Source organism: Lachnospira multipara LB2003, assembly GCF_000702205.1.
In the GTDB taxonomy this organism is placed as follows: Bacteria; Bacillota; Clostridia; order Lachnospirales; family Lachnospiraceae; genus Lachnospira; species Lachnospira multipara_A.
The window spans coordinates 38,047-59,835 of record NZ_JNKW01000007.1 but is presented as its reverse complement, the minus strand read 5'-3'; the positions used below and the strand labels follow the sequence as shown (position 1 = coordinate 59,835).

General features: G+C 34.3%; 15 protein-coding genes. 2 read left to right on the top strand and 13 right to left on the bottom strand.

Going from position 1 to position 21,789, the window contains the following annotated elements; all coding sequences use genetic code 11:
• Positions 1-167: 167 nt before the first annotated feature.
• The 10 genes from T537_RS0105680 to aroC form a co-directional block, all read right to left on the bottom strand.
• Positions 168-1,508: an MATE family efflux transporter gene (locus T537_RS0105680; protein ID WP_027437806.1), complete on the bottom strand. Its 1,341-nt coding sequence runs from the start codon at positions 1,506-1,508 to the stop codon at positions 168-170.
• A gap of 80 nt (positions 1,509-1,588) precedes the next feature.
• Entirely contained in the window at positions 1,589-2,752 is a 1,164-nt protein-coding gene (locus T537_RS0105675) for a phosphoglycerate dehydrogenase (RefSeq protein WP_027437805.1), read from the bottom strand.
• 44 nt (positions 2,753-2,796) lie between these two features.
• On the bottom strand, positions 2,797-3,879 hold the full coding sequence (gene serC, locus T537_RS0105670) for a 3-phosphoserine/phosphohydroxythreonine transaminase (protein ID WP_027437804.1): 1,083 nt from the start codon (positions 3,877-3,879) through the stop codon (positions 2,797-2,799).
• 194 nt (positions 3,880-4,073) lie between these two features.
• A complete protein-coding gene (gene ilvB, locus T537_RS0105665; protein ID WP_330372592.1) occupies positions 4,074-5,765 on the bottom strand; it encodes a biosynthetic-type acetolactate synthase large subunit in 1,692 nt (563 codons plus the stop codon).
• A gap of 198 nt (positions 5,766-5,963) precedes the next feature.
• On the bottom strand, positions 5,964-7,628 hold the full coding sequence (ilvD, locus tag T537_RS0105660) for a dihydroxy-acid dehydratase (protein WP_027437802.1): 1,665 nt from the start codon (positions 7,626-7,628) through the stop codon (positions 5,964-5,966).
• A 23-nt stretch (positions 7,629-7,651) separates the two neighbouring features.
• Positions 7,652-8,737, bottom strand: a complete 1,086-nt coding sequence (leuB, locus tag T537_RS0105655; RefSeq protein ID WP_031556671.1) for a 3-isopropylmalate dehydrogenase — start codon at positions 8,735-8,737, stop codon at positions 7,652-7,654.
• A gap of 193 nt (positions 8,738-8,930) precedes the next feature.
• Positions 8,931-10,040, bottom strand: a complete 1,110-nt coding sequence (locus T537_RS11995) for a hypothetical protein (protein ID WP_034244323.1) — start codon at positions 10,038-10,040, stop codon at positions 8,931-8,933.
• Positions 10,041-10,160: 120 nt separating this feature from the next.
• Positions 10,161-10,445, bottom strand: coding sequence for a preprotein translocase subunit YajC (yajC, locus tag T537_RS0105645; RefSeq protein WP_031556670.1), 285 nt, complete (start codon positions 10,443-10,445; stop codon positions 10,161-10,163).
• Positions 10,446-10,553: 108 nt separating this feature from the next.
• Complete coding sequence (gene tgt / locus T537_RS0105640; RefSeq protein ID WP_031556669.1) at positions 10,554-11,690, bottom strand: tRNA guanosine(34) transglycosylase Tgt; 1,137 nt, start codon at positions 11,688-11,690, stop codon at positions 10,554-10,556.
• 38 nt (positions 11,691-11,728) lie between these two features.
• The gene (gene aroC, locus T537_RS0105635; protein WP_031556668.1) at positions 11,729-12,829 is read right to left on the bottom strand and encodes a chorismate synthase; all 1,101 of its coding nucleotides are present in this window, start codon (positions 12,827-12,829) and stop codon (positions 11,729-11,731) included.
• A gap of 221 nt (positions 12,830-13,050) precedes the next feature.
• Between aroC and dnaK the strand changes: the two genes are divergently transcribed.
• Positions 13,051-14,799, top strand: a complete 1,749-nt coding sequence (gene dnaK, locus T537_RS0105630; RefSeq protein ID WP_031556667.1) for a molecular chaperone DnaK — start codon at positions 13,051-13,053, stop codon at positions 14,797-14,799.
• Positions 14,800-14,841: 42 nt separating this feature from the next.
• On the opposite strand, the gene T537_RS0105625 is transcribed toward dnaK, so the two are convergent.
• The 3 genes from T537_RS0105625 to nifJ form a co-directional block, all read right to left on the bottom strand.
• Positions 14,842-16,476 carry a hybrid sensor histidine kinase/response regulator gene (locus tag T537_RS0105625; protein WP_031556666.1) on the bottom strand — a complete coding sequence of 545 codons (1,635 nt, stop codon included), beginning with the start codon at positions 16,474-16,476 and terminating at the stop codon, positions 14,842-14,844.
• A 15-nt stretch (positions 16,477-16,491) separates the two neighbouring features.
• The gene (locus T537_RS0105620; RefSeq protein WP_027437794.1) at positions 16,492-16,716 is read right to left on the bottom strand and encodes an HNH endonuclease; all 225 of its coding nucleotides are present in this window, start codon (positions 16,714-16,716) and stop codon (positions 16,492-16,494) included.
• A 203-nt stretch (positions 16,717-16,919) separates the two neighbouring features.
• Entirely contained in the window at positions 16,920-20,495 is a 3,576-nt protein-coding gene (nifJ, locus tag T537_RS0105615; RefSeq protein ID WP_031556665.1) for a pyruvate:ferredoxin (flavodoxin) oxidoreductase, read from the bottom strand.
• 452 nt (positions 20,496-20,947) lie between these two features.
• Between nifJ and T537_RS0105610 the strand changes: the two genes are divergently transcribed.
• Positions 20,948-21,781 (top strand): helix-turn-helix domain-containing protein, encoded by an 834-nt coding sequence (locus tag T537_RS0105610; RefSeq protein WP_027437792.1) that lies wholly within the window; start codon positions 20,948-20,950, stop codon positions 21,779-21,781.
• The last annotated feature ends 8 nt before the right edge of the window (positions 21,782-21,789 follow it).

Sequence of the window (21,789 nt, the reverse complement as noted above, 5' to 3'; positions counted from 1 at the left end):
TATTACAATTTAATTTATTCTTTATGTATTGAAAATGTAAGTTAATTACGATTTTTTATTTTATACGTATATATGAAGTTTCCCAAATTTAAAGATAAAAAGAGATAGAAAATGGATATTTACCAATTCCTATCTCTTAAAATTTTTATAGATTTTTATTTATTAGTTTATGCTATTTTATGCCTCTTAAAATAGATAAATAGAATTATGCTACAACAAATCCAACCTGCAGGATAACCCCATGCAATAGGAATAATAGAACTTGTAAGCATAGAAACTATTTTTAAATAGATCTGTCTAAATACTACAAAGCTAAATATCATAACAATTGATGGTACAATGGCATTACCCACGCCTCTAAGAGCACCAGCATGAATCTGATTAGTACATGCTACTATATCAAAAAATTCATTAACTCTTATAAATGTTGTGGCATAAGCTATTACTAGTGCTTCTTTGTTAAATAAGCTTGCTATAGTTGGAGCAAATATAACTAATGGCGCACAAATAATTGTTGTGATTACCACTGCTATAACTAGGGCTATCTTAATTCCATCATTAATTCTCTTTTTCTTATTAGCACCGGCATTTTGTCCAACATAAGTTGTAATTGAAAGTCCCATACTTTGTAGAGGTAGTATTGCAAAGGCATCAATTCTAGTATATACACCCCAAGCCGCAGCTGCGTCTGCACCAAAGTGATTAATATATGATTGAACAAATACATTAGAAAATGACACAATTGCTGTTTGAATACCAGCAGGGAAACCAATCTTTACTATTTTTTTCAAGATATCAAAATCTATACACAATTCTCTAATTCTAAGGCTATATACATCCTTACTTCTAAATAGAATAAAAAGGACAACAAAGCTAGAAAGGAACTGGGCAATAATTGTTGCAAGAGCTACGCCAAATACCCCTAATTTGAATACAATAACAAATAATAAATCTAAGATTATATTCATTACTGAACTAAAAATAAGAACATAAAGAGGTGTCTTAGAATCCCCCACAGCTCTTAATATTCCTGATGCCATATTATAAAGCATAAGTCCAAGAATACCTAGAAAATATGTCTTTAAATATTTATCTGCATCATTCATAACTGAATTAGGTGTATCCATGAATCTTAACATTACTGGTGTTATTAAATAACCAATAATCATAAATAGAATTCCAAGAATTATCGTAAGCATAATCGCTGTATGAACACTTCGTCTAAGAGATTTAGTATCCTTGGCTCCAAAGTACTGAGAAACCACAACTCCAGCACCTGTTGACATACCCATAAAAAAGCCAACTAACATAATAGAAATCGGTGATGTACTTGTAACAGCAGCTAGGGCATCCTTACCAACGTAATTACCAACAACCACACTATCAATTGTATTGTAAAATTGCTGAAAAATATTACCTACTAAAAGAGGTATCATAAAAACAATAAGCTGTTTCCATATATTTCCAGTTGTCATATCTTTAACTGTAGAGTTTACTTTATTATTCATACAAACTCCTTAAATTACCAAAATAAAAATGAGGTATTGGCTAGTCTCCAATACCTCATGGGATTATAACACTTATATTTTTACTTTACAACTCTAACCTTTATAACACCTTCAATAGTTGCAAGTTCAGTAATTACGCTATCTTCTATAGTCTTATCAAGATCAAGTAATGAATATGCATATTCACCTCTAGATGCATTTGCCATAGATTCAATATTTACATTAGCCTCACCCATTACATTTGTTATCTTAGAAATAACAGCTGGAACATTTTTATGGCAAACTGAAACTCTAGCTGCTGTCTGACAAATGCCAAGGTCACAAGCAGGATAATTTACTGAATTTCTAATATTACCATTCTCGATGTAGTCCTTAATTTCATTAACTGCCATAATTGCACAATTATCTTCTGCCTCTGCTGTTGAAGCACCAAGATGTGGGAAGCATAAAACTCCATCTAAATTAGCAGTTGTTGGATTTGGGAAATCTGAAACATAGCACTTAACCCTGCCTGACTCTAGATATTTACCAATTACACTCTCATCAACTAATACATCTCTAGCACAGTTAATAATAACTGTTCCATCCTGCATAAGTTCAAAGGCATCTTTACCTATCATTCCCTTTGTCTGATCTAGTGCTGGAACATGAACTGTAATATAATTACATTCCTTATAAATATCCTCAACATTATAAACTGGCTTAACTTCTCTAGAAAGATTAAGAGCTGCTGCCACTGATAAGTATGGATCATAACCATAAACTTCCATACCAAGGCTAATTGCTGCATTAGCAACTAACTGACCAATAGCACCAAGACCAATAACACCAAGCTTCTTTCCTGCAATTTCTCCACCAGCAAAAGCCTTCTTAGCTTTTTCAGTAGTCTTAGCAATATCAGAATCTGCCTTATTATCAGCTACCCACTTATTTCCACCAATTAAATCACGAGATGCAAGTAAAAGGCAAGCTAAAACTTGTTCCTTTACTGCATTGGCATTAGCACCTGGTGTATTAAATACAACCACACCATTTGCTGCACACTTTTCAAGTGGAATATTATTAACACCTGCACCTGCTCTTGCAATTGCAACTAAATTATTAGATAAATCTAAATCATGCATCTTAGCAGAACGAACTAATACAGCCTCTGCATCTTCATATGAGCTCTCAGTATTATAATCTGCTCCAAATAAATTAAGACCGCAGCTTGCAATATTATTTAAACAATGTACATTAATCATCTTTACTCTCCCTATACCAAAATTTATATTATCCATTTATAATTTTATGCATTTTCTTTTTCGAATTTTCTCATAAATTCTACTAATTTTTCTACGCCTTCAATTGGCATAGCATTATAAATAGATGCTCTCATACCGCCAACTGTTCTGTGTCCTTTTAAGTTAACAAAACCAGCCTTACTAGCTTCACTTATAAATTTAGCATTAAGATCGTCATCGCCTGTTATGAAAGGCACGTTCATTAAAGATCTGTCTTCTTTACGAACTGTTCCCTTAAACATCTTAGATTCATCTAGGAAATCATAAAGGATCTTAGCCTTCTTCTCATTATGTTCCTTCATAGCCTTTAAGCCGCCCATTTTCTTAATCCACTTAAATACCTTGCCACAAATATAGATGTTATAACAAGGAGGTGTATTATAAAGGGAATCATTATCGCTTTGTGTCTTCCACTTAAGCATTGTTGGTGTACCTGGCAATACATCGTCTGTAATTAAATCTTCTCTAATAATTGCAATTACAACACCAGCAGGTCCAATATTTTTTTGAACGCCGCCATAGACTACACCATATTTTGTAACATCCATAGGTTCTGATAAGAAACATGATGATACATCACTTACTAATATCTTACCCTTTGTATTTGGTAATGTCTTATATTTAGTACCATAAATTGTATTATTCTCGCAAATATATACATAATCCATATCATCTGTTATAGCTAAATCAGAACAATCTGGAATATATGTAAATGTCTTATCAGCAGAAGAAGCAAGTTCTACAGCCTCTCCATAAATCTTAGCTTCTGCAAATGCTTTCTTAGCCCACTGACCTGTAATAATATATCCAGCCTTCTTATTCTTCATTAAGTTCATTGGAACTTCAGCAAAAAACTGTGAAGCACCACCCTGAAGAAATAATACTTTGTAATTATCTGGGATTTCAAGAAGATCTCTTAAGTCTTTTTCTGCCTCTTTAATGATTTCATCATAAACTTTTGATCTATGACTCATCTCCATAACAGACTGACCGCTGCCCTTATAATCCATCATTTCATCTGCTGCTTCTTTTAATACTTCCTCAGGTAAAACAGCTGGACCTGCACTAAAGTTATAAACTCTTGCCACTTTCGCTTCCTCCTACATAGTTATTTAATTATCCTAAAGTAGCCATATTCTCAATTTGCGGTTAGAGAAATTAGGATAATTAGAACCCCCTTTATTTATCCTCATTAATACAAGGGGGTAGTTTAATAGTTGTACTTACAAACGTAAATACAACTATTAAAATCTAAATAAATGCCTTAGCAATTATTAGTTATTTAAGCCTGCTTTTCTCTTTTATTAAGATCCTCTCTATCAAATGCATCAGAAATAGCGGCACCTGGTGAAACCATAGGGAATACCTTATCATCCTTGCCAATCATACATTCAATTACGCAAGGTATATTAAGACTTAAACTTTCCTTTAGGGCATTATCAAATTCTTCAATTGTAGTAACTCTTACAGCGTGAGCACCTAGCCCTTCTGAAACCTTAACAAAATCAACCTGGTCATCAAGAACTGTAGCTGAATATCTCTTGCCATAAAAAAGATCTTGCCACTGTCTAACCATACCAAGTACCTGATTATTAAAGATAATTTCAATAACCGGGATATTATATCTAGTTGCTGTTGCAAGTTCATTCATATTCATTCTAAAGCAACCATCACCTGCAATATTAATAACAACCTTATCTCTTCTACCAACCTTAGCACCAATTGCTGCACCAAGACCATATCCCATTGTTCCAAGACCACCTGATGTAAGAAGTGTACGTGGGTTTGTAAATTTATAATGTTGTGCTGCCCACATCTGATGCTGTCCAACATCTGTTGCTATAATTGCTTTGCCCTTAGTTATTTCATCAATATGTTCCATAATATTAGGGCCATTTAATGTATCCTTATTAAATCTTAATGGATATTTAGAAGCATACTCACTTATATGATCAATCCACTCTTTATGATTTTGCTGTGTTAATTCTTTATTAAGTCTAGTAAGTACTTCCTTAGCATCCCCAATAATAGAAGCATCGCTATGAATGTTTTTATTGATTTCAGCTGGATCCACATCAATATGCAAAATCTTAGCGTGACGGGCAAACTTCTTAGCATTACCTGTTACTCTATCAGAGAATCTTGCGCCTATTGCAATAAGTAAATCACATTCTGATACGCCAAAATTAGATGTCTTTGTACCATGCATACCTATCATACCTGTATATTTACTATCATGACCTGAAAAAGCACCCTTACCCATTAAAGAATCACAAACTGGTGCATCTACTAAATTAGCAAATTCACGAAGCTCATTAGATGCATCTGATAAAATAACACCACCACCTACATAAAGGAATGGTTTTTTAGATGCTTTAATCATATCTACAGCCTTTAAAATATCCTCATCTTTTAAATCTGTAACTTTTCTCTTAATAGGCATTATTTCTTTCTTAACATAATCACATACATTAGCTGTTACATCCTTTGTAACATCTACAAGTACAGGACCTGGTCTGCCTTCCTTAGCAATTCTAAAAGCATCTCTTATAGTATCTGCTAATTTTTTAACATCCTTTACAATGTAGCTGTGCTTAGTAATTGGCATAGCCACACCTGCAATATCAACCTCCTGGAATGAATCCTTTCCAAGAAGAGGTACTGTAACATTACATGTAATAGCAACAACAGGAATAGAATCCATATATGCTGTTGCAATACCTGTTACTAAATTTGTAGCGCCAGGGCCAGATGTTGCAAAACATACACCAACCTTACCTGTTGCCCTAGCATATCCATCAGCTGCATGAGCAGCTCCCTGCTCATGACTTGTAAGTACATGAGTAATCTCATCTGAATGCTTATAAAGGGCATCATATACATTAAGGATAGCTCCTCCTGGATATCCAAAAACAGTATCAACGCCCTGTTCTTTTAAACATTCCACAATAATTTCTGAACCATTAATTTTCATAATCCTTCTCTCCAATTTGCTTTTTATTTTTATGGATATAAAGAAAAGCCACTATCTTTATAGTCCATCTCGTAAAGCTTTTGTAAATGTGTCTTAAAGTTACTATTTATCACATCAATAAGTTGACGCGTTAGTGCAACTTAATGTTTAGTTTATAACTTTTTTGAAAATAAATAAAGTCCAAATATCAATTTATCACTATTTAACTTCTAGAATTGCACCTCTATTACCTGATGTAACCATTGATGCATATCTTTTTAGGTATCCTGTAGTAACCTTTGGTTCTCTTGGAGTCCAAGCCTTCTTTCTCTTTTCTAATTCTTCATCAGAAACCTTTAGATTAAGGCTTAGATTTGGAATATCAATAGAAATAATATCTCCTTCTTCTACTAATGCTATAGGTCCACCCACAGCAGCCTCTGGTGATACATGACCAATTGATGCACCACGGCTTGCACCTGAGAATCTACCATCTGTAATTAAAGCAACTGATGAGCCAAGTCCCATACCTGCAATTGCAGATGTTGGGTTAAGCATCTCTCTCATACCTGGGCCTCCCTTTGGACCTTCATATCTAATAACAACCACATCACCTGGCTTAATTTCTCCGCCCTTAATTGCAACAATTGCATCATCCTCACAATCAAATACTCTTGCTGGTCCTTCATGTACAAGCATTTCATCAACTACAGCTGAACGCTTAACAACTGAACCATCTGGAGCTAAATTTCCTGAAAGAACTGCAAGACCACCTGTCTTAGAATATGGATTTTCCACAGGTCTAATAACTTCAGGATTAAGATTTTTAGCTGATGCTATATTCTCTCCTACTGTCTTGCCTGTAACTGTCATACAATCCTTATTAATAAGGCCAAGCTTATCAAGTTCCTTCATTACTGCATAAACACCGCCTGCCTCATTTAAATCCTCCATATATGTTGGACCTGCTGGTGCAAGATGACAAAGATTAGGTGTTTTTTCTGAAATTGGATTAGCAAATTTAATATCAAAATCAAAGCCTACTTCATGAGCAATTGCTGGTAAATGAAGCATTGAATTTGTAGAGCATCCAAGGGCCATATCAACTGTTAAAGCATTCATAATTGCTTCCTTTGTCATAATATCTCTTGGACGAATATTCTTTCTATACATTTCCATAACTGCCATACCTGCATGCTTAGCAAGCTTAATTCTCTCAGAATAAACAGCCGGTATTGTTCCATTTCCACCAAGTCCCATACCAAGTACTTCTGTTAAACAGTTCATTGAATTAGCTGTATACATACCTGAACAAGAGCCACATGTAGGACATGCCTTATGCTCATATTCCTTTACATCCTCTTCACTCATCTTACCAGCTGCACAAGCGCCAACTGCCTCAAACATAGATGAAAGACTTGTCTTGTGTCCCTTTACACGACCTGCAAGCATTGGACCACCTGATACAAAAACAGTTGGTACATTAACTCTAGCTGCTGCCATAAGTAAACCAGGAACATTCTTATCACAGTTTGGCACCATAACCAATGCATCAAACTGATGTGCAAGAGCCATTGCCTCTGTGGAATCAGCTATTAAATCCCTTGTTACTAAGGAATACTTCATACCAATATGTCCCATTGCAATACCGTCACATACAGCTATTGCAGGAAAAACCACTGGTACACCACCAGCTTCTGCTACTCCAAGTTTTACAGCATTAACAATCTTATCTAGATTCATATGACCTGGAACAATTTCATTATAGGAACTTACAATACCAACTAATGGCTTTTCCATCTCCTCTTCTGTAAATCCTAATGCATTAAATAAAGATCTGTGTGGTGCCTGTTGCATTCCCTTTTTTACATTATCACTCTTCATAAACTCTTCTCCTTTTACTTTTATTAAATTCTATCTGCTATTAAGCTACCCATTTCCTTAGTTCCAACAATTTTTTCACAATCACTATCTGCAATATCAACAGTTCTATAGCCCTCTGATAATACTTTTGCTACAGCCTCCTCAATTGCATCAGCTTCCTTAGTTAAATTAAGGCTATATCTTAGTAACATAGCTGCTGAAAGAATAGTTGCAATTGGATTAGCTTTGTTTTGTCCTGCAATATCTGGAGCTGAACCATGACTTGGCTCGTATAAACCAAGCTTTGATTTACCAAGGGATGCAGAAGATAACATTCCAATTGAGCCTGTAATCATACTTGCCTCGTCTGATAGAATGTCTCCAAACATATTCTCAGTTAAAATAACATCAAACTGCGCTGGATTCATTACTAACTGCATTGCACAATTATCAACTAACATATAAACTAGCTCAACTTCGCTATATTCCTTACTAACCTCTGCTACTACCTTTCTCCAAAGTCTAGAAGAATCTAGAACATTAGCCTTATCAACTAAAGTTACCTTCTTTCTTCTCTTCATGGCAATTTCAAAAGCCTTAATTGCGATTCTTCTAATTTCGTTCTCATTATATGAAAGTGTATCTATAGCTGTTTCTACACCATTAACTTTCTTAGTTTCTCTCTCACCAAAATAAAGACCACCTGTAAGTTCTCTTACAATTACCATATCAAAGCCATCGCCAATTATTTCTTCCTTTAATGGGCAAGCTTTTTGTAATTCCTTATAAAGGTAAGCAGGTCTTAAATTTGCAAAAAGTTGTAATTCCTTTCTTATCTTTAAAAGTCCTGCCTCTGGTCTTAAATTTGGTGCCACATCATACCATCTTGAATTTCCCACATTGCCGCCTACAGCTCCAAGTAATACTGCATCACTGTTTTTAGCAATTTCAATTGCTTCATCAGTAAGTGGAACTCCGTATTCATCAATTGAACAGCCACCCATTAAAATCTTAGTAAATAAAAAGCTATGATTAAATTTATCAGCCACCTTATCTAATACTTTAACTGCTTCTGCAACAATTTCTGGACCAATACCATCACCTGGTATTAACGTAATATTATAAGCCATATTCTTTACCTCATTTTCCTATTTAAAAATAAAAGCATATCCCTTAAACTATCCTCATTATTTAAGGTCAAAGCTAATTATTTTTTAATTATATATTATAGTTGTCTAACCACATTCGTCAAGTTGTATTACAACCAAAAATTAAAAAGGCCAAACAGGAAACCTAAAGGGTTCCTATTTGACCAAGTTTAATTTACTTTAATTGATCCACTATCCAGTCCATAACCGGATGGTCTTCCTCCCCTTCTTTAACTTCCCTCTTAACAGACTTAGGTTTATCATCTGCGCTGTCTGTTTCTTCTAATTTTTCCTCTTCTTTTTCAAGTCCCTTTTCTTCAATGCTTTCTATTTCTTCTTCATGTCCTTTTTCTTCAATACTTTCTATTTTTTCATGTCCTTTTTCTTCATTACTTTCTATTTCTTCTTTATGTCCTTTTTCTTCAACGTCTTTTTCGTCAATGTCGTTTTTTTCAAGTTCTTCTTTAAATCCATCCAAACTTTCTTTTTTAACATTCTTTGTTTGCTGCCTTTGTTCTTTAAGTCTTTCCTTTCTTTCCTTCCTTGCCTTATATATAACCTTTGTTGCCTTTAAATAAGCATAGGCATTTCTATAAAAATCCGGTATATATACATAACAAATTGAACAAATCAGACATGTTATAAGCCAAATAATAACTAAGGCAATAATAAAAATTCTTACATTAGCAATCCATCTAGCTGTTGATACTGAAATTGTAACAGTGCCAACTACAACAGACTTTTCGTTTGTTAAATTGCCACCTTTATATATACAGAGCTTATTATTTACCTTACCTATTGATGCATTCTTTTTTAGAACCAACTTAGTATAATAATCGTAACTAAGGCCTCTGCAAAAGCCCAAATCATAAGCCCCTGAATCTACTAAATAAACCATTCTATTATTATCTATATCAATATAGAGAATTCCTAAGTCGTAAATATCCCTATTAGATTCCTTAATTAAAGCTATTTCCCTTTGTATAGTTTTATATTCTTCATATTCCTTTAAATGACCAAAAGCTGATACATGGTCCTTATTTACTTCATTTTCACCAAGGGAAATATTTCTTGAGGAGAAAATTGTCCCTACATATTCGTTTAATTCCTCTAGATCTCCTAAAGATATATTATTTTGTATACTTGAACTAGTGCTTTTGATTAAGGAATTACTTCTGTTAATAAAGCTTATTGATAAAATGCATACACCAACTAAACATACTATAAATGCATATAAAAAAATGATTGCATTTAGCTTAAATAAAGCTTTTACTTTACTTTTCATTATTCCCCCAAAATAAAAATCACAATAATTTTAGATAATTATACCATAAGTAAAAATTATTTGCATTAAAAAAAGACTTAAAACTTTAATAAGTTTTAAGTCTTTTCTATTTAAGAAAAATTAGTTTTCTGAATTATCAGTCTTTTCAACCTGAGCAATAGCCTTCTTCTGAACTGTTATTCTGCAATTCTTGTTACCACCAAATTCAACAATAACATCATCTTCGAAAATGCTAACTATTGTACCATAAAAGCCGCTTGTTGTTAAAACTGCATCTCCTACTGCCATAGATTCTAAAAGCATTTCCTGTTCTTTTTGCTGCTTTCTCTGTGGTCTAATAGCTAAGAAATACATCATAACCACGATAGCAACAATATAAATAATCATAATAATTGCCTGATTCATAAAATCCTCCTATATTTTGCTTAATATGATTGGTCTAATCCCTAACATACTTTAAAAATAATAAACCAAAATCCATTATATGTCTATTAAATAATAATAAATTACAAGTTATTTCTTATCGTATGTCTTAAGAAGATATAATCTCTCATCCTTAAAGCTCTTATAATTACCTGCTTCAATAGCAGCTCTTATATCTGTCATTAAATGATTATAGAAATAAAGGTTATGTAATACACAAAGTCTCATACCAAGCATTTCCTTAGCCTTAAGTAGGTGTCTTATATAAGCTCTTGAATAATTACGACATGCAGGACAATTACAGCCTTCTTCAATTGGCTTTAAATCCTTCTCGTACTTAGCATTAAAGAGATTAATCTTACCAAATTTAGTATATACATGACCATGTCTACCATTTCTTGAAGGGTAAACACAATCAAAGAAATCAATACCTCTATCAACAGCTTCAAGAATATTAGCCGGTGTACCAACACCCATAAGATAAGTTGGCTTATCCTTAGGTAAATAAGGAACTGTTACATCAAGTACATGATACATTTCCTCATGAGTCTCACCTACTGCAAGACCTCCTACTGCATATCCATCTAAGTCCATTTCTGCGATTTTTTTAGCATGCTCAATTCTAATATCATCATAAACTGCACCCTGATTAATACCAAAAAGCATCTGATGTGGGTTTACTGTATCTTCTAATGAATTTAATCTATCCATTTCCTTTTTACAACGATTAAGCCAGCGAGTTGTTCTTGCTACGGATTTTTCAACATAATCTCTATCAGCCTTAGCTGGTGCACATTCATCAAAGGCCATGGCAATAGTAGAACCAAGGTTTGACTGTATCTGCATACTTTCTTCAGGTCCCATAAAAATCTTATGTCCATCAATATGTGACTGGAAAGTAACTCCCTCTTCCTTAATCTTACGTAATCCAGCTAAAGAAAATACCTGGAATCCGCCTGAATCTGTAAGAATTGGCTTATCCCAATTCATAAATTTATGAAGTCCACCTAACTCCTTAATTAATTTATCTCCTGTACGTACGTGAAGGTGATATGTGTTAGACAATTCTATCTGTGTGTCTATTTCTTTCAAATCTGTAGTTGCCACTGCTCCTTTAATGGCAGCCACTGTACCAACATTCATAAATACAGGTGTCTGAACTGTACCATGAACTGTTTGGAATTCAGCTCTTTTGGCATTTCCAGATGTTGCTAAAATCTTATACATCTTTTTCTCCTACTTTCATTATTGTGCTTTTTATATTTTTATCTTTTATAAAATGATACAATCTCATCCATTTTAGAGGTCATGTTCATAAAAATCAAGTCCACAAGTGTAATTGCTGCCATTGATTCTACCACAACCACAGCTCTTGGCACTACCATTGGGTCATGACGCCCCTTAATACTTACATCTATTTCTTCCATTGACTTATTTACTGTTCTTTGAAGCTTAGAAATTGAAGGTGTTGGCTTAAAGGCTGCTCTAAATACAATGTCACTACCATCAGCCATTCCACCAAGAATGCCTCCTGCATGATTAGTCTTCTTATCTAGCTTTCCATCATTAACTGTAAAACTGTCATTATTAGTACTTCCAAGGGATTTTGAAACTTCAAAACCATCACCTATTTCAAAGCCCTTACAAGCTCCAATGGACATAATAGCCTTAGCTAAATTAGCATCAAGCTTTTCAAAAACCGTTTCTCCAACTCCAGGCATAACTCCTTTAATAACGCATTCAATTACGCCACCAACTGAATCACCTTCTGCTCTTTTTTGCGCAGCAAAATCCTCTATAGCTGCTGCTGCCACACTATCTGGCATATAAAAAGGATTATTATTACATTCCTTTGCATCAAATCTAGAATAGTCTATTGAAATGCCGCCAATTTCCTTAGAATAAGCATTAATTCTAATGCCAAGTCTATCAAGAATCTTTATGGCAATGGCGCCTGCTGCCACTCTTCCAATAGTTTCTCTACCAGAGCTTCTTCCACCACCTCTATAATCTCTAAATCCATATTTAGCATCAAATGTATAATCCGCATGTCCTGGTCTATAATATGAGGCTATTTCACTATAATCTATTGATCTTTGCTCTTTATTATAAACAAGCAATGAAATAGGTGTTCCCGTTGTCTTACCTTCAAAAACCCCTGAAAGAATCTCCACCTCATCATTTTCTTTTCTTGGTGTTGTAAACTGCGATGTTCCAGGCTTTCTTCTATCAAGAAAAGTTTGAATATCATCTTCACATAAATCCAATCCTGCCGGACATCCATCAATAACTACTCCAACTGCTTTGCCATGAGATTCACCCCATGTGGATATTTTAAAAATATTACCTAATATTGATCCTGCCAATTTTACCTCCCACAAGTCAATCTGACTTCCTACAAGCTTTAACTATTAGTTAAAAACACATTTATTACCATAATAAATTACCATATTTCAAGCTAAATATAAACAATAAATTCTCATAAGCTAAATTTATACTTTTTTTATTATTTATTATTGTTTATGCATTTTAAATTGAAAATTACATGCTAAAATATAACTTAGTAAAAACAAAGGAAAGGCTATTTATGGGAAAAGTTATTGGCATTGATTTAGGTACAACAAACAGTTGTGTTGCCGTTACAAGAGGGGATTACCCAGTGGTTATAACCAATCAAGAAGGTTATCAAACAACCCCTTCTGTAGTTGCTTTTACTAAGCAAAATGAACGCTTAGTTGGTGATCTTGCAAAAAGACAAGCAGCTCTTAATCCGGAAAACACAATTTTTTCAATAAAACGATATATGGGAACTAACCATCAAAAAAAGATAGGTTCAAAAACCTTCTCACCACAGGAAATATCAGCATATATTCTTATGAAGCTTAAGGAAGATGCAGAAAGCTATTTAGGCGAAGAGGTAACAGATGCTGTAATTACTGTTCCTGCATACTTTAACGATGCACAAAGAACTGCAACTAAGGATGCTGGAAAAATTGCAGGACTAAATGTAATTCGAATTATAAATGAACCTACAGCTGCTGCCCTAGCCTACGGTCTTGACAATGGTAAGCCACAAAAAATCCTTGTTTATGACTTAGGAGGAGGCACCTTTGATGTGTCTATTATTGAAATTGATGATGATACCATTGAAGTACTAGCAACATCAGGAAATAACCGCCTTGGCGGAGATGATTTTGATGAAAGAATTTGTCAATTTCTTATAAAGGAATTTAACGAATCCACAGGAATTAACTTATCTAAGGATTATGTAGCCTTAACTAGACTTAAAGAAGAGGTTGAGAATGCTAAGAAAGTACTATCCTGTGCCCTAAGCTTTACAATTAATATTCCCTTTATTACCCAGGTTAAAGGTGTACCATATCATCTAGAATATAACCTTACAAGAGCCAAATTTAACGAACTTACTAAGGACTTAGTTGATAAAACCCTTATACCTGTAGAAAATGCCCTTAAAGATGCCAGACTAAAAAAAGAAGACATTGATTCTGTAATATTAGTTGGTGGGTCAACTCGTATGCCAATTGTAGTTGATACCCTAAGACAGGTTATGAAACAAGAGCCTACAAGAAATATTAATCCTGATGAATGTGTAGCTCTTGGTGCTGCTATATTAGGAGGAAAGCTAAATAATCAGCTAACTCCAAGCTCTAGAGCCTCACAAATTCTACTTATGGATGTTACCCCTCTATCTTTATCCATAGAGACAATAGGTGGTATTTCCAATAGATTAATTGAGCGAAATACAACTATACCAACTAGACATAGTCAAATTTTTACAACTGCAAGTGCTTTCCAGACCTCTGTAGATATTAAGGTTTTTCAAGGGGAGAGAAAGTTTACAAGGGACAATAAACTAATTGGAAATTTTAGACTTTCAGGAATTAAAAAAGCTTTAAGTGGCGTACCTCAAATTGAGGTTACCTTTGATATAGACGCCAACGGTATACTTAGTGTTTCTGCCAAGGACCTTGGAACCGGCAATAAACAATCAATAACCATTACTGCTAATAACACCATGTCAGATGAAGAAATTGAAAAAGCAAAATGGGAAGCTAATATTTTTGGAAAAAAGGACGAAGAATATCAAAAATTAATTGATATATATAATGATTCAGTGCAAACATTAAATCAGTATAGTAGCTATATTAAAGCCCATAAAAAAGAGCTTGATAAAAGCACCTATAGAGAATTAAAGCACAAGACCTATGAATTAAAGCGATGCATCTCAAAATGCAAATTGGATAAATTAGACACTAAAATAATAAACAAATTATCTGATATAACAACAAGTATAAAAAATACATACAGATTTTAAATAAACCCTAATTGATTATTATAATCAATTAGGGTTTTTATTTTAAAGCATTATATCCTTTAGAACTCTTAATAGTTCATCTACATTAACAGGTTTTACAATGTATGCATCCATTCCAGCATCCATTGCTCTTTCCTTATCCATAGGATAAACATTGGCGCTAATTCCAATAATTGGAATGGAAGCAATAGTTCTATTATCTAGCTTTCTAATTTCCCTAGTTGCCTCATCTCCATCAAGAATAGGCATCTTAATATCCATTAATACAGCATTATACTGATATATATCACTATCACTAATTATCTTAATAGCATCCATTCCGTTAGTTGCAATATCAATTGTTGCTCCTAAATCCTGTAAAAAAGTAGATAATATCTCTAAATTAGCCTCATTATCATCCACAATTAAAAATCTCTTCTTGTTGAATGTTCTCTGATTAGCAATATCTTCTGCTCTTCTTAGATTTCTAATATTAAAATCCTCATATTTAGCTAAAATATCCTGTCTAAATGGCTTAAAGCTTAAGTCTATTACAACCTTAGTACCCTCGTATTTCACGCTTTGTATATCAATCTTACCATCAAGTACCTTTATGATTTCCTTTGTAATTGATAGTCCTAGGCCTGTTCCTTGAATTTGAGCGATTTCTCTATCATTCTCCCTTTCAAAAGGCTCAAAAATTCGCTCTAAAAAGCTTTTATCTATTCCAACGCCATTGTCTTCAATTTCAAATCTATAGCCTAAATTACCATCAGCCACGTCCCCTTTAGCCAAAATTCTAAATATGATTTTTCCGCATCTATGAGTGTATTTAATAGCATTATTAAGTACATTTATAAGAATTTTTTCCACCTTAATCTTATCCATTAATACTTCATCATTCTCATATGATTTCTCAACAATTAATTCCTGCTCTTTTTTATTAGCAAGGGGAGTAATTAAAGCTACAATTTCATCAACCACTTCATTTATGCTAAACTTTTGCTCATCTACTGTTACTCTACCACTTTCAATTTGAGAAATACTAAGTACATCATCGATTATTCCAAGTAATTGGTCGCAATTTGTGTTTATCTTTTTTAGATAATCTTCAACTAATTCCCTATTATCAAGGTGCATATTGGCTAAGTTTATATATCCCATCATAGAACTTATAGGAGTTCTTAAATCATGGGACATATTAGATAAAAACCTTGATTTTGACTGACTAATTTCTTTTATCTTATTTAATTCTTCTTCAAGTAAATCCCTATGTTTTTGTCTTTCTTTTTTTAATTTAAAAGCACTAGCTCTGTCATCTTCTAGTCTGCAAAATGACATTAAAACCTTTCTTATATCATCATTATCTAGTGCTTCTACCCTTCTATATTCTACAGTTCTAACCTTTCCGTCATATCCTGCAAAACTAAATTTAAAACTAATTTTTTCCTTTAATTCTCTTCTTAAATTATCAATAGCACCGCGTCTTTCAAATTCTCTTGAATATTCTTTCTCAATTTGATTAATCGCATATTTTGAATTTATTAATGAATATCTTCCCTCATCTAAAAAATTGCTTAGATCTTCTCCTTCGTCCTTATAAACCAAACTAATTAAGTCTTTATCCAAATCAATTTCGTAAACCACTATATAATTTGTAAAAATAGCATTTACTATTTCCTTACGGTATTCCTTCATTTTTCCTCCAACAAACTATCTTTTGATAGCCATTTCCTTACTTTGTCTTTTATATTTGCAATCTCTGCAAACATAAAATTGATTATCTACATTAGTTGTACCACCCTCGCTTAAAGGAACAATATAATCTACAACTCTATCTGTACCTACAAGTTTCTTACCACAGATATTACAGGTATCTGACCACTTTACTTCCATTCCATTATGACCACAACAGCTCATATCTTCAAAAAAATCCATAAATACCTCCAATTAATCATTGGTCAGCTATATTTAATTCTTAATATATAGCAATTTTTGTTCTTAACAACAGTATAGCATATAAGCATAAATTAACAAAATCGATAAAAAAAGACCCGAATAGCATTACTATTCGGGTCTTTGCGTACCAACTGTTCTTAATAACTAATCCCTAGTTATTATCTATTAAATTAAAGTCTTTATTAGTCTTCCTGTCCGTAAAGAGCAACAAGCTTCTGAAGATGCTTAAATCTGTCATTAGCAGCCTTTTCTGATTCAGCGAAGAGTTTTTCAGCTCTTTCTGGGAATGGCTTAACAAGTCTTGTATAACGAGCTTCATTGTTAAGGAATTCCTGATAAGATCCGTCACCTTCCTTAGATGTAAGTGTGAATGGATTCTTACCTTCAGCCTTATTAGCTGGGTTGAATGAGAAGAGGTTCCAGTAACCAGACTTAACAGCCTTCTTCATTTCATCCTGACAGTGGTTCATACCACCCTTAGCGATACCGTGAAGTTCGCAAGGAGCGTAACCTATGATAAGTGATGGACCTGGATAAGCTTCAGCTTCAGCAATTGCCTTAACAGCCTGAGCTGGGTTAGCACCAAGAGCGATCTGTGCTACATAAACGTAACCATAGCTCATAGCGATTTCAGCAAGAGACTTCTTACCGATTTCCTTACCAGCAGCAGCAAACTGACAAACTTCACCAATGTTAGAAGCCTTAGATGCCTGTCCACCTGTATTAGAATACATTTCTGTATCGAATACCATTACATTAACATTCTCGCCTGAAGCAAGTACATGGTCAAGACCACCGAAACCGATATCGTAAGCCCAACCATCACCACCGAAGATCCATACAGACTTCTTAGCAAGGTAATCCTTCTTAGCAAGAACTTCTGGAGCGATGTCACAACCTGCAGCAGCAGCCTTCTCTAATTCAGCTACTAATACATCAACAGCCTGTGAGTTATTTCTTGTATCTTCCTTAGTTTCAATGAACTTATCGTAAGCAGCCTTAAAGCTATCTGTAGCCTTATCTGAGTTATACATTTCTGTTAACTTAGCAATAGCCTGCTCTCTAAGAACCTTCTGTCCTAAGTACATACCGAAACCATGCTCAGCATTATCTTCAAATAATGAGTTAGCCCAAGCTGGTCCCTTTAATGAGTCTTTATTTACTGTATATGGTGATGTAGCAGCTGGACCACCCCAGATTGAAGAACAACCTGTAGCGTTAGAGATGTACATATGCTCACCAAATAACTGTGTAATTAATCTAGCATAAGATGTTTCTGCACAACCTGCACATGAACCTGAGAATTCAAGTAATGGCTGGTTATACTGAGAACCAATAGGAGTAAGGTCTGTAAATGCAGGCTTAATCTCCTTCTTACCAACATTTTCTACTAAGTAGTTAAATACTGGCTGTTCTTCTGCCTGTGATTCCTGTGGAACCATCTTTAATGCACCCTTAGCAGCAGCTGGACAAACAGTTACACATTCGCCACAACCCATACAATCAAGTGGAGATACAGACATTGTAAACTTCATTGTTGTATCTACTGCATGCTTAGAATCAGCTAACTTAATATTAGCTGGAGCAGCCTTAACTTCTTCTTCATTTAAGATGAATGGTCTGATTGTTGCATGTGAACAAACAAATGCACAGCTATTACACTGAACACAGCTTGTTGGATCCCATTCAGGAACCATAACAGCTGTACCTCTCTTCTCATACTGAGAAGCACCTGTTTCAAACTGACCATCTGCACAATCCTTAAATGCAGATACTGGAAGGCTATCACCATCCATTAATCCGATAGGATCAAGTAATTCGTTAACCATCTTAACTGTAGCTGGACGACCCTTACGATCTACTACCTTCTTCTCAGCTGTAGCATTAGCCCAATCAGCTGGGATTTCTACCTTATGAAGAGCGTCAACACCAGCATCAATAGCCTTGTAGTTCATTTCAACTACTGCGTCACCCTTCTTAGAGTAAGACTTCTTAGCAGCTTCCTTCATAAATGTAACTGCTTCATCGATTGGCATTACGTTAGCAAGCTTGAAGAATGCTGACTGTAAGATTGTGTTAGTTCTCTTACCCATACCAATTTCAATAGCCTTATCAATAGCGTTAATTGTATATAACTGAATATTGTTCTTAGCGATATACTGCTTAGCTTCAGCAGGCATATGTTCATTTAATTCTTCGTCTGACCACTGGCAGTTGATCATAAAGATTCCGCCTGGCTTAACGTCCTGAACCATCTTGTAACCCTTGATTACATATGATGGGTTATGACATGCAACGAAGTCAGCCTGGTTAATATAGTAAGGAGACTTAATTGGGTTATCGCCAAATCTTAAGTGAGAAATTGTGATACCACCTGTCTTCTTTGAGTCATACTGGAAGTATGCCTGAATATACTTATCTGTATGGTCACCGATGATCTTAGTAGAGTTCTTGTTAGCACCTACTGTACCATCACCACCAAGACCCCAGAACTTACATTCTACTGTACCTGCAGCAGCTGTAATAGGAGCTGGCTTAACCTCTGGAAGTGAAAGGTTAGTAACATCATCAACGATACCAATTGTAAATCTATTCTTAGGAGCATCCTTCTCTAATTCCTTATAAACAGCGAATACAGATGAAGGTGGTGTATCCTTAGAACCAAGACCGTAACGACCACCAACTAATGTGATGTCATTTAAGCCTGCTTCACGAAGTGTTGTAGCAACATCAAGGTAAAGAGGTTCACCAAGAGAACCTGGTTCCTTTGTTCTATCAAGAACAGCAATCTTCTTAACTGACTTAGGTAATACCTTAAGTAAGTTCTTAGAAGACCATGGACGATATAATCTAACCTTAATAAGGCCGACCTTCTCACCCTTAGCTGTTAAGTAATCAATAACTTCTTCACATACGTCGTTGATTGAACCCATAGCTACGATAACTCTATCTGCATCAGCTGCACCATAGTAGTTAAATAAATCATAGTTAGTACCTAACTTTTCATTAACCTTAGCCATATATTTTTCAACAACAGCTGGAAGAGCATCGTAAGCTGTGTTACATGCTTCTCTATGCTGGAAGAATACATCGCCATTTTCATGAGAACCACGCATTGCTGGATGATTTGGATTAAGAGCATGAGCTCTGAATTCTTCTACTGCATCCATTGGGCACATATCCTTAAGGTCTTCGTAGTCCCATTCTTCAATCTTCTGAATTTCATGAGATGTTCTAAAACCGTCGAAGAAGTTAAGGAAAGGCACCTTACCTTCTAATGCTGCACAGTGAGCTACTGGAGAAAGATCCATAACTTCCTGTGGATTTGTTTCACAAAGCATTGCAAAACCTGTCTGACGACATGCGTACACATCACTATGATCACCAAAGATATTAAGTGACTGTGTTGCTACTGTACGAGCAGATACGTCGAATACACAAGGTAACTGCTCACCAGCAATCTTATACATATTAGGGATCATAAGTAAAAGACCCTGAGAAGCTGTAAATGTTGTTGTTAAAGCACCTGCTGCTAAAGAACCATGAACAGTTCCTGCTGCACCTGCTTCAGACTGCATTTCAGAAACCTTAACTGTGTTTCCAAAAATATTTTTTCTACCGGCTGCAGACCACTGGTCTACTACATCAGCCATAGGGCTTGATGGTGTAATTGGATAGATACCAGCTACTTCTGTGTAAGCATAAGCTACATGAGCTGCGGCTGTGTTACCATCCATAGAATGTTTCACTCTTGCCATTTTTATTTCATCCTCCTTTTGATGATTTGACATTATTAGTTCATAACGCCAACTATTGTTATTTTATTATTTTCGCACAAAAAAGTAAACCGAAAAACATAAACTTTTAATTAAAATACATAAATTGACACTATAATTTGTATACCATCAATTTACTTAGTTAAATTTTTCACGTTATGTGATAATAAAATAACTATGTTATTAGTGAGGTTTTGTTTTTTTATCTATTACTATAGTTGAATGTTATAAAATTAACATTATATATTATAGAAATAATCAATAGTTTATGGATTAATTTTACCGCCTATTATGATTTTTTGAATAAATTGGACATAATTTTATTGACATTAAATTCTTATATTATTATAATAATACTATATATTACTACAAAATTTGTTTTTTTATTTTTAGTAACGTCGTATATTTTATAAAATAATATTAAGGAGGTAAATATGAGTATAGCTAGTAATATGATTCAGCCTTTCTTTGGATTAGACACTAGTGCATTTACAGTTACTACTAATACACTATATTCGCCTAGTCGAATGGTTGTTTACGAACTTGATGCAAGTAAAGCTACACCACTTACACTTAGAATTATCCCTTCTCCTTATACAGAATGGATAATTGGTTACAATGATGATGACGATGATTCTATCTTTTGTTGTATAGGTTTACACACAGAATATACTGAGGTAAATCTTAAAGCATATAAGCATTTCTTTGGAATTCGCTTTGATGAAAGAGGAGCTTATTTTGGTAAGGGCGCTGATAATTCATCATATCCTGCACTTTTAAAAGATACTGTTTCGGATTATACTCCTGAAAAAGATTCATATGAAAAAATGCTCGTAGATTCCCTTAGAAACTGCAAATCATCAAAGGAACGTTTAAAGGCATTTACATCTTACTTAGCTAATAGTAAGACTTATGTACCTGTAGCTCCTTTTGTAAATACTTTACTTGATGATATTATTAATAGCGACGGTTCGTGTTCAATTCTAGATTTTGCTGCTAAGTACGGATATTCATCAAGACATATTACAAGGATATTCTATACAGCATTTGGTATTACACCTAAGGATATGGCCAAACTAATAAGATTCCAATGCGTTATTAAGGAATTTATTAAGTATCCTAATCTTGAAATTGGTAAATTAATTTCAGGCTATGGATTCTCAGATCAGTCTCATTTCCATAGAGAATTTAAGAAATTTATGGATACTACACCTAAGACATTTGCTAATTCTTATAGAGAATTCCTAGAAAGTAAAGAAAAAAAATAAAAGAAAAC

Excerpts from the sequence above, each read along its gene's own strand:
- T537_RS0105680 (WP_027437806.1), bottom strand. The coding sequence starts at position 1,508 with ATGAATAATAAAGTAAACTCTACAGTTAAAGATATGACAACTGGAAAT.
- T537_RS0105675 (WP_027437805.1), bottom strand. The coding sequence starts at position 2,752 with ATGATTAATGTACATTGTTTAAATAATATTGCAAGCTGCGGTCTTAAT.
- ilvB (WP_330372592.1), bottom strand. The coding sequence starts at position 5,765 with ATGAAAATTAATGGTTCAGAAATTATTGTGGAATGTTTAAAAGAACAG.
- ilvD (WP_027437802.1), bottom strand. The coding sequence starts at position 7,628 with ATGAAGAGTGATAATGTAAAAAAGGGAATGCAACAGGCACCACACAGA.
- leuB (WP_031556671.1), bottom strand. The coding sequence starts at position 8,737 with ATGGCTTATAATATTACGTTAATACCAGGTGATGGTATTGGTCCAGAA.
- T537_RS11995 (WP_034244323.1), bottom strand. The coding sequence starts at position 10,040 with ATGAAAAGTAAAGTAAAAGCTTTATTTAAGCTAAATGCAATCATTTTT.
- yajC (WP_031556670.1), bottom strand. The coding sequence starts at position 10,445 with ATGAATCAGGCAATTATTATGATTATTTATATTGTTGCTATCGTGGTT.
- tgt (WP_031556669.1), bottom strand. The coding sequence starts at position 11,690 with ATGTATAAGATTTTAGCAACATCTGGAAATGCCAAAAGAGCTGAATTC.
- dnaK (WP_031556667.1), top strand. The coding sequence starts at position 13,051 with ATGGGAAAAGTTATTGGCATTGATTTAGGTACAACAAACAGTTGTGTT.
- T537_RS0105625 (WP_031556666.1), bottom strand. The coding sequence starts at position 16,476 with ATGAAGGAATACCGTAAGGAAATAGTAAATGCTATTTTTACAAATTAT.
- T537_RS0105620 (WP_027437794.1), bottom strand. The coding sequence starts at position 16,716 with ATGGATTTTTTTGAAGATATGAGCTGTTGTGGTCATAATGGAATGGAA.
- nifJ (WP_031556665.1), bottom strand. The coding sequence starts at position 20,495 with ATGGCAAGAGTGAAACATTCTATGGATGGTAACACAGCCGCAGCTCAT.
- T537_RS0105610 (WP_027437792.1), top strand. The coding sequence starts at position 20,948 with ATGAGTATAGCTAGTAATATGATTCAGCCTTTCTTTGGATTAGACACT.